This is a genomic window from Stenotrophomonas maltophilia group sp. msm4 (genome assembly GCF_032025605.1).
Taxonomy (GTDB): domain Bacteria; phylum Pseudomonadota; class Gammaproteobacteria; order Xanthomonadales; family Xanthomonadaceae; genus Stenotrophomonas; species Stenotrophomonas sepilia.
In genome coordinates, this window is record NZ_JAVSKK010000008.1 from 1 (window position 1) to 7,066 (window position 7,066).

Consider the following 7,066-nt stretch of genomic DNA (forward strand, 5'->3'; position numbering starts at 1 on the left):
CGCCGCATCCATGCGGCTCACGCCCCCTCAACCGGACCCACCCCGCCTTCGACAGATTCCCGCGATCTGTCGTAACGGCGTTCCGCTCTGGTAGGTGTCGACCTTGGTCGACCCGAATGCCTGAAGAACCGGCTTTTGCTTTTGATTTTTTCTTTTGATCTTCCCGCGGTGCGCAGGAAATTGTCCGTGGCCGGGAGGGTGGGTCGGCTGGGGGCGTGAGCCGCATGGATGCGGCGACAGCTTACATGGACGTACTTGCAGCGGCCCCCAGCCGATCCGGGGGCGCCCCCCCCCCCCCCCCCCGGGGGGGGGCCCCCCCCCGGGGGGGGGGGCGCGGCCCCCGGGCCCCCCGCGCCCCCCCCCGCCCCCGCACCCTGTTGGTCCGGTAGTGCCGGCCGCGGGCCGGCATGTGCCTCAATGGCTGAACGCATCCGGCAGCTGGCCACCACACTTGCGGCAGTGGCGCGCATCCGGTTCATGCCCCTCCAGCCCGCAATGCGGGCAGCCGCGGGCATCGCGGCGCGCGGCCAGTTCGGCTTCGCGCATGGTGCTGGCCAGTTCGGCGGTGTAGATGCCGGTGGGCACGGCGATGATGCTGTAGCCGATCAGGATCAGCACCGAGGTGACGAAGCGGCCAAGCACGGTCTGCGGCACGATGTCGCCGAAGCCGACCGTGGCCATGGTCACCACCGCCCAGTACATGCTGGCCGGGATATTCGTGAAGCCGTGTTCGGGGCCCTCGATCACGTACATCAGCGCGCCGGCGATGATGGTGATGGTGATCACCGTGAACAGGAACACCAGCACCTTGCGCCGGCTGCGCCACAGCGACGTCATCAGGACGCCGCTTTCCTCGATGTAGCGGGTCAGCTTGAGGATGCGGAACACGCGCAGGATGCGCAGCGCACGCACCACCAGCAGGCTCTGCGCGCCCGGGATGAACATCGACAGGTAGGCGGGCAGGATCGACAGCAGGTCGATGATGCCCCAGATGCTCACCGCGTAGCGCAGCGGGCGCTTGACCACCGCCAGGCGCAGCAGGTACTCGGCGGTGAAGATGATGGTGAAGCCCCATTCCAGGATGTACAGGCCGGTGGACCACTCGGCATGCAGGTGCTGCACGCTGTCGATCATCACCACCAGGATGCTGGCGACGATCGCCACCACCAGGATCAGGTCGAAGTTGCGCGAGGGCCGCGAGTCATGGCGGTAGATGATGTCGAACCACCGACGGCGCCAGCCGGTCTCGGTGGCGGGGTTGAGCTGGGGGGCGGAAAACGGTCGCATGGGCGCATTGTGCAGCAGGGGCTCCGGCGCGAGAATGGGCGTTCCTGAACCCTGCCGACTGCCATGACCACCGCGACCGATCCGCTGATCTCCCTTTCGCACTATTACCTGCCGGTCTACAAGCCCCGCCAGGTGGTACTGGAGCGAGGGCAGGGCGCCCGCGTGTGGGATAGCCAGGGGCGTGAGTTCATCGACCTGGCTGCGGGTATCGCCGTGTGCGGCCTGGGCCACAACGATCCGGACCTGGTGGCCGCGCTGGTCGAGCAGGCCGGCAAGCTCTGGCACACCAGCAATGTGTTCTACAGCGCACCGCCGCTGCATCTGGCCGAGGAGCTGGTGAAGGCCAGCCGCTTCGCCGAGCGCGTGTTCCTGTGCAATTCCGGCGCCGAAGCCAACGAAGTGGCGATCAAGATGGTCCGCAAGTGGGCCTCCAGCCAGGGCCGTCCCGCCGACAAGCGGGTGATCATCACTTTCCGTGGCAGCTTCCACGGCCGCACGATGGGCGCGGTGACCGCTACCGCCCAGCCGAAGTACCAGGAAGGCTACGAGCCGCTGCCTGGCGGCTTCCGCTACATCGATTTCAACGATGAGGTGCAGCTGGAAACCGCGATGGCCGCCGGCGACGTGGCGGCGGTGATGCTGGAGCCCATCCAGGGCGAGGGCGGCGTGATGCCGGCCAAGTCCGGTTTCCTCAAGCGCGTGCGTGAACTGTGCGACCAGCACAACGCACTGCTGGTGCTGGACGAGATCCAGGCCGGCATGGGCCGTACCGGCACGCTGTTCGCGCACTGGCAGGATGATGTGGTGCCGGACATGGTCACCCTGGCCAAGGCACTCGGTGGCGGCTTCCCGATCGGCGCGATGCTGGCCGGCCCGAAGGTGGCCGAGACCATGCAGTTCGGCGCGCACGGCACCACCTTCGGCGGCAACCCGCTGGCTGCTGCGGTGGCCCGCGTGGCGCTGCGCAAGCTGGCCTCGGCAGAGATCGCCGCCAATGTCAGCCGCCAGTCGAAGGCACTGCGCGATGGCTTTGCCCGCATCAACGACGAGTTCGGTGTGTTCAGCCACGTGCGCGGCCGCGGCCTGATGCTGGGCGCGGTGCTGGGCAAGGACTTCGCCGGCCAGGCCGGGGCGATCCTCGACCATGCCGCCGAGCACGGCCTGCTGACCCTGCAGGCCGGCCCGGACGTGCTGCGCTTCGTGCCGTCGTTGAACATCACCGACGAAGAAGTGGCCGAAGGCCTCAAGCGCCTGCGCGCAGCGATTGCTGCGTTCATCGCCGCGCGCTGAAGCCGGCAGAGGCATCTGTAGAGCCGAGCAGGGGCTCGGCTCTACAGTGGTTCACGCAATCTGGTAACGCTTCAACACCTTGCCCAAGCCACGGCCATCGCGCACGGTTTCCGCGTGCAGGCCGGCGGCGCGTGCACCGCGCACATTGGCGAACAGGTCATCGACGAACAGCGTGCGCGAAGGCGCCACGCCGAGGGCCTCAAGCGTGCGCAGGAAGACCTCCGGTGCGGGTTTGCGCAGGCCGAAATCGGCGCTGCAGAACACGCGTCCCTGCAGCGCAGGGAACAGTTCCGGCAGCAGGGTGGGCAGCGCCTGCACCATCAGCGCGCCATTGTTGGTCAGTACCGCCAGCGGCAGCTGCAGAACCTGCAGCCGCTGCAGCACCGCGTGCTGCGGATGGCTGGCCGCTTGGCGTGCGGCGATCCAGCTGGGTACATCGATGGTCCTGCCCAGGCACTCCCCCAGCTGCGCCAGATAGGCCGGGCCATCCAGCGTGCCGTTGTCATGCGCCGCTTCCAGTCCGCTGTCATACAGCGCGGCCTGTACGGCCTGCGTCGGAACCTGCAGTGCCTGGGCCAGATGCAGCACGCGCTGCGCGCGCTGGTACTGCACCAGCACGCCATCCACATCCAGCAGCAACAGGTCGATCCGCATCGGTCGAGCATGCCATTGCAGTGAGTGCGCGGGAAACCCTGGAGTAGGCATGCGACAGACGGTCGCAGACGCGGCCGCAGGGGCCTGCCTAGAATGGTGCTTGAATCCGCAGGAGAGGCAACGATGAAGGCTTGGTGGGTGGCAGTGGGACTGGGCGCGCTGATGCTGGCGCCGTCGGCGATGGCGCGGGTGTGTGCGGTGAGCATCGACAGCACCGACCAGATGAGCTTCAGCACTCGCGAGATCAAGCTTGTCGCCGACTGCACTGCCGTGGACCTGACCTTGCGCCACACCGGCAAGCTCGCCGCTACCGCGATGGGCCATAACTGGGTGCTGACCCGCACGGCCGACTACCAGCCGGTGGCACTGGCAGGCATGCGCATGACCCTGGCCGATAGCTACCTGCCGAAGGCCGACAAGCGCGTGCTGGCGCACACCAAAGTAATTGGTGGTGGCGAGACCACGCGCGTGCGCTTTTCCACGCAGGGCCTGCAGAAGGGCGGCGACTACACCTTCTTCTGCTCGTTCCCCGGCCACTTCGCGATGATGAAGGGCAAGTTCGTCTTCGGTTGAAAAAAAGGGGACGGAGGGGATTAAGTCGTATATGCACAAACGACTTAATCCCCTCCGTCCCCTTTTTTGCGATCAGCCCTTGGCGGCCTTGAATGCCACGCGTGCAGCGGCGAGGGTGGCCTCGATCACGGCATCATCGTGCGCGCTGGACAGGAAACCGGCCTCGTACGCCGACGGCGCCAGGAACACGCCCTGCTCCAGCATCGCGTGGAAGAAGCGGTTGAACGCTGGGATGTCACAGGCGGTGGCCTGCGCATAGGTCTCCACCTTCTCACTGGTGAAGAACAGCCCGAACATCGCACCCACGCGGTTGGTGGTCACCGCCACGCCGGCTTCGGCGGCGGCCGCTTCCAGGCCGGCGCACAGGCGTGCAGTGCGCTCGGCCAGGTCGGCGTGGAAGCCCGGCTGCTGGATCAGCTCCAGCATCGTCAGGCCAGCGGCCATCGCCACCGGGTTGCCGCTCAGCGTGCCGGCCTGGTAGATCGGGCCGGCCGGGGCGATCTGCTGCATCAGCTCGCGGCGCCCGCCGTAGGCGCCCACCGGCATGCCGCCGCCGATGATCTTGCCGAAGGTGGTCAGGTCCGGGGTGATGCCGTAGTGCGCCTGCGCACCGCCGAGGGCAACGCGGAAGCCGGTCATCACTTCGTCGAAGATCAGCAGCGCGCCGTGGTTCGTGCACAGTTCGCGCAGGTGCTGCAGGTAGCCCTCGCGCGGCGGGATGCAGTTGGCGTTGCCGACCACCGGTTCGATGATCAGGCCGGCGATGTCATCGCCCTGCTGCTCGAACAGCGCAGTGGCCGCTTCGAAGTCGTTGTAGGGCAGGGTCAGGGTCAGTTCGCTCAGCCCGGCCGGGACGCCCGGCGAGGTCGGCACGCCCAGGGTCAGCATGCCGCTGCCGGCCTTGACCAGGAACGAGTCGCCGTGGCCGTGGTAGCAGCCTTCGAACTTGACGATGCGGTTGCGGCCGGTGGCGCCACGCGCCAGGCGGATCGCCGACAGGGTGGCCTCGGTGCCGGAGTTGACCATGCGCACCATCTCGCACGACGGCACCAGGCGGGTGATGGTCTCGGCCATGGTGACTTCAGCCGCGCATGGCGCGCCGAACGACAGGCCGTTGTCGATCGCCTTCTTCACCGCCTGGCGTACCGCCGGGTGGTTGTGGCCGACGATCATCGGGCCCCAGGAGCCGACGTAGTCGATGTAGCGGTTGCCGTCGACGTCGTACAGGTAGGCGCCGTCGGCGCGCTCGACGAAGAACGGTTCGCCGCCGACCGACTTGAACGCGCGCACCGGCGAATTGACGCCGCCCGGCAACAGCTGCTGGGCGCGGGAGAACAGGGCGTGGGACTGGTCGTGGTTCATGGGGGAATATCCTGGGCGTTACGCGAACTGGGCGAGGAAGGCGCGCTGGGTCGCGACCGGGTCTTCGGCGGCGAACACGCTGCTGACCACGGCGACCAGATCGGCGCCGGCGTCGATGATGGGACCGACATTGTCCGGCGTCAGGCCACCAATCGCCACCCGCGGCACGCCCAGTGCGGCGCTTTGCCGCAGCAGGTCGGTATGGGCGCGGCTGGTGGTGATCTTGGTGGTGGTCGGGAAAAACGCGCCGAAGGCCACGTAGCTGGCGCCGGCGGCGACGGCCCTCTCGGCATTGGCCAGCTGGTCATAGCAGGAGGCGCCGATGATGGCCTCGGGGCCGAGCAGGGCGCGCGCGCTGGGGATGTCGCCGTCGGTACCGCCCAGGTGCACGCCCGCCGCGCCCACGGCCTTGGCCAGCGCCGGGTCGTCGTTGACGATCAGCGGCACGCCGTGGTCTGCGCACAGTGCCTGCAGCGCGGTGGCCTGTTCCCGCCGCAGCGCGTCGCTTGCGGTCTTGTTGCGGTACTGCAGCCAAGTGGCGCCCGTGGCCAGCAGCGGCGCGGTGCGGGCCAGCAGGCGTGCGGTATCGGGCTCGTCCGGGGTGATCAGGTAGACGCCGCGGGGCGCCGGGGAAGCAGAAGTCATCGATGGCTACCGGTGAGTGGACCGCGATGGGACAATGGCGGCCCGTGAATCCAGTCCTGATTATCCGATGAGCGATGCCACCCCCACCACCTTGCGCACCTGGATGTGCGTGGTCTGCGGCTTCCTGTACAGCGAAGCGGAAGGCTTGCCGGAGGAAGGCATCGCGCCAGGGACGCGCTGGGAGGACATTCCCGAGACCTGGACCTGCCCGGATTGCGGGGTGACCAAGGCTGATTTCGAGATGGTCGAGGTCGATTGATGAGGGTAGGTGTGGACTGCCGGTCCACACACCGACTCCCTCAATGCAGCCGCGGCATCGGCCCGCCGAGGTCGATCAGCTTCTCGCGCAGCCACTGCGCATCGCTGGCTTCCGGGTTGCGCTTCAGGTACTGGCCCAGATCGTGCCGGGCACCGGCCAGGTACTCCAGCTGCAGGTAGGCCAGGCCGCGGTCGCGCAGCGCATCGTCCTGCTCCGGGGCCAGCTTCAGCAGGCGGTCGGCACTGCGCGCGGCGCGGTCCCACTCGCCGGCTTCGGCATACACGCCGTGCAGGTTGCGCAGCATGCGTATCAGGATCGCGCGCGCGGGCGCCGGGTCGAGGATCTGCGCCAGCACCTGGTCGTCGGGCATCTGCCCGCCCAGGTGTGACTTGGCCCGCTCGCGCAGTTCGTCCACGTCCAGCGGTCGGCCACCGTTGAACGGGTCCATCACCAGCACGCCGTCGTCCACCGGCAGGCGCACCAGGAAGTGGCCGGGGAAGGACACGCCATCGAGCGGAATACCCAGCCGGCGCGCGACTTCCATCTGGACCAGCGCCAGCGAGATCGGATTGCCCAAGCGGCGCTCGAATACCTGGTTGAGGTAGCTGTTGCGCGGGTCGTAGTACTCGTCGTGGTCGCCGCTGTAGCCCAGCTCGTCGAACAGGTGGCGGTTGATCGCCGCCATCTTCAGCGGGCTGTTGTCGATGCTCTCCACTTCCGAGCGGAGGTGCTCGACATGGCTCTGGATCAGCGCGTCGTAGGTGGACGGCTGCAGATCGGGGTATTCATCGCGCGCGATCAGCAGCGCGGTCGGCAACAGTGGCAGCGCCTCGTCTTCGAGGTCGGCCAGGGCATCCCAGTCGGGGAGTGTGATCCGGTCCTGCATGGCCACAGACTGGCGTCATTCGCAGGCGGTTTCAAGCGGTATCGCGTGAAAAGTTCAGGGGTCAGATGCCTTTCGCGAGCGAATGGGATCTGACCCCTGCAGGGTTGCCG

General features: G+C 67.7%; 8 protein-coding genes. 3 read left to right on the plus strand and 5 right to left on the minus strand.

From position 1 onward, the window contains the following. Nucleotides 1-414: 414 nt before the first annotated feature. On the minus strand, nucleotides 415-1,287 hold the full coding sequence (locus ROV93_RS22235) for an ion transporter (protein WP_069139259.1): 873 nt from the start codon (nucleotides 1,285-1,287) through the stop codon (nucleotides 415-417). Between the two features lie 63 nt (nucleotides 1,288-1,350). On the opposite strand from ROV93_RS22235, the gene ROV93_RS22240 reads away from it, so the two are divergent. Next, nucleotides 1,351-2,577, plus strand: coding sequence for an acetylornithine transaminase (locus ROV93_RS22240; protein ID WP_312541067.1), 1,227 nt, complete (start codon nucleotides 1,351-1,353; stop codon nucleotides 2,575-2,577). Nucleotides 2,578-2,628: 51 nt separating this feature from the next. On the opposite strand, the gene ROV93_RS22245 is transcribed toward ROV93_RS22240, so the two are convergent. Then, the gene (locus tag ROV93_RS22245) at nucleotides 2,629-3,231 is read right to left on the minus strand and encodes an HAD-IA family hydrolase (protein WP_072168440.1); all 603 of its coding nucleotides are present in this window, start codon (nucleotides 3,229-3,231) and stop codon (nucleotides 2,629-2,631) included. 123 nt (nucleotides 3,232-3,354) lie between these two features. Between ROV93_RS22245 and azu the strand changes: the two genes are divergently transcribed. Continuing rightward, complete coding sequence (azu, locus tag ROV93_RS22250; RefSeq protein ID WP_072168441.1) at nucleotides 3,355-3,804, plus strand: azurin; 450 nt, start codon at nucleotides 3,355-3,357, stop codon at nucleotides 3,802-3,804. 72 nt (nucleotides 3,805-3,876) lie between these two features. Here the strand turns inward: azu and hemL are convergent, their stop codons facing one another. Together hemL and thiE are read right to left on the minus strand one after the other, a co-directional pair. Next, nucleotides 3,877-5,166, minus strand: a complete 1,290-nt coding sequence (gene hemL, locus ROV93_RS22255) for a glutamate-1-semialdehyde 2,1-aminomutase (protein ID WP_072168442.1) — start codon at nucleotides 5,164-5,166, stop codon at nucleotides 3,877-3,879. Nucleotides 5,167-5,184: 18 nt separating this feature from the next. Next, complete coding sequence (gene thiE / locus ROV93_RS22260; RefSeq protein WP_072168443.1) at nucleotides 5,185-5,811, minus strand: thiamine phosphate synthase; 627 nt, start codon at nucleotides 5,809-5,811, stop codon at nucleotides 5,185-5,187. A gap of 34 nt (nucleotides 5,812-5,845) precedes the next feature. Here thiE and ROV93_RS22265 point away from each other — a divergent pair, with 34 nt between their 5' ends. Further along, nucleotides 5,846-6,070, plus strand: a complete 225-nt coding sequence (locus ROV93_RS22265; protein WP_014038358.1) for a rubredoxin — start codon at nucleotides 5,846-5,848, stop codon at nucleotides 6,068-6,070. Between the two features lie 40 nt (nucleotides 6,071-6,110). On the opposite strand, the gene ROV93_RS22270 is transcribed toward ROV93_RS22265, so the two are convergent. Further along, nucleotides 6,111-6,956 (minus strand): SirB1 family protein, encoded by an 846-nt coding sequence (locus tag ROV93_RS22270; RefSeq protein WP_072168444.1) that lies wholly within the window; start codon nucleotides 6,954-6,956, stop codon nucleotides 6,111-6,113. Nucleotides 6,957-7,066: the final 110 nt, after the last annotated feature.